Origin of the sequence: Actinotalea sp. JY-7885, assembly GCF_014525465.1 — a bacterium.
Classification (GTDB): Bacteria; Actinomycetota; Actinomycetes; order Actinomycetales; family Cellulomonadaceae; genus Actinotalea.
Genome location: NZ_JACEXH010000322.1, coordinates 1 through 1,270, shown reverse-complemented (window position 1 = coordinate 1,270; position 1,270 = coordinate 1). Strand labels below are relative to the sequence as shown.

The 1,270-nt window shown below is 76.1% G+C and carries 2 protein-coding genes and 1 pseudogene; 2 read left to right on the top strand and 1 reads right to left on the bottom strand.

What is annotated here, in order from left to right:
* Both IDM29_RS17460 and IDM29_RS16750 read left to right on the top strand, forming a co-directional pair.
* Positions 1-216: pseudogene (locus tag IDM29_RS17460) on the top strand (ABC transporter ATP-binding protein); the annotation flags it as partial.
* Positions 203-1,111, top strand: a complete 909-nt coding sequence (locus IDM29_RS16750) for an ABC transporter permease (protein WP_182113382.1) — start codon at positions 203-205, stop codon at positions 1,109-1,111. The pseudogene IDM29_RS17460 and the gene IDM29_RS16750, both read left to right, overlap by 14 nt.
* Here the strand turns inward: IDM29_RS16750 and IDM29_RS16745 are convergent.
* On the bottom strand, positions 1,086-1,270 hold a 185-nt coding region (locus tag IDM29_RS16745; protein WP_188037841.1), incomplete at its 5' end, for a hypothetical protein. The two genes, IDM29_RS16750 and IDM29_RS16745, sit on opposite strands and share 26 nt — an antisense overlap.

The window sequence follows — 1,270 nt, the reverse complement described above, 5'->3', positions numbered from 1 at the left end:
GGCCTCGGGACGACCGACGTCGTGCGGGACACAGGGCTCGACGCCGGGCAGCGGCGCGAGGCCGTGCTCGACGCGGCGCTCGGCGTCGCGCCCGAGCGGGTCGCCGCGGCGCTCGTGGCCGCCGACGTGCCGCTGATCGGGCTCGAGGTACGGCGGGCCAGCCTCGAGCAGCTGTTCGTCACGCTGACCGGGGAGGGCTTCGATGTCGCCCGCTGAGGTGCCGGTGGTCGAGGCGTCGGTGGGCCCGGCGCCCGTGGTCGCGGGCGCGGGCGCGCCCGGACGCCCGGTGCGCGGCGCCTTCGGCCGGCTGCTCCGCAGCGAGCTGCGGCTCGTCTTCGGGCGGCGCCGCAACATCGCCCTGCTCGTCGGCCTCTCGCTCGTGCCGCTGCTCCTCGGGCTCGTCCTGTACGTCACGCGCGACTCCGCGATCGGCGGCCAGGGCCCCGGCTTCCTCGACCGGGTGACGGGCAACGGCCTCTTCCTGGTCGTGGCGGCGCTGTTCATGTGCCTGCCCTTCCTGCTGCCCCTGACCGCGGGCATCGCGTCCGGCGACGCGATCGCCGGCGAGGCGCAGGCCGGCACGCTGCGCTACCTGCTCGCGGTGCCCGTCTCGCGCGCGCGCCTGCTCGGCGTCAAGGCGCTCGCGACCCTCGCCTTCGTCACGGCCGCGGTGCTCGCGATCGCGCTGGTGGCGTTCGTGGTCGGCGCCGCGCTGTTCGGCGTCACCGACGTCACGCTGCTCTCGGGCACGACGGTGCCGGTGGCCGACGGGATCGCGCGCATCACCGGTGTCGCGCTCTACGTGGCGCTCTCGCTGACGGGGCTCGTCGCCGTCGGCCTGTTCCTGTCGACGCTGACGGAGGTGCCGGTCGGCGCGATGGCCGCGACCGTCGTCGTCGCGATCGTCTCGGCCGTCCTGGACACGCTGCCGCAGCTCGCGGCCATCCACCCGGGGCTGCTCACCCACCACTGGCTGGACTTCGCCGAGTTCCTGCGCGTCCAGGTCGACTGGGGCGTGCTGGGGCAGGGCATGGCGGTGCAGGCCGTGTGGGTGGCGATCTTCGGCTCCCTCGCGTGGAGCAGGTTCACGACGGCGGACGTGACGTCCTGACGTCCTCGTCGCGGCGCCGCCACCAGGTGCGCGACGTCGCCGCCCCCCTGCTCACCAGGTCGAGGCGGCGCAGCACGCGGTCGGCGGCCGCCGGGTCGATGCCGCGCTCGCCGCGCGCGGCCACCACCTCGCGGCGGGCGGCCGCGAGCGCCTCGTCCT

Coding starts and splice junctions, on each gene's coding strand:
- IDM29_RS16750 (WP_182113382.1), top strand. CDS start 203: ATGTCGCCCGCTGAGGTGCCGGTGGTCGAGGCGTCGGTGGGCCCGGCG.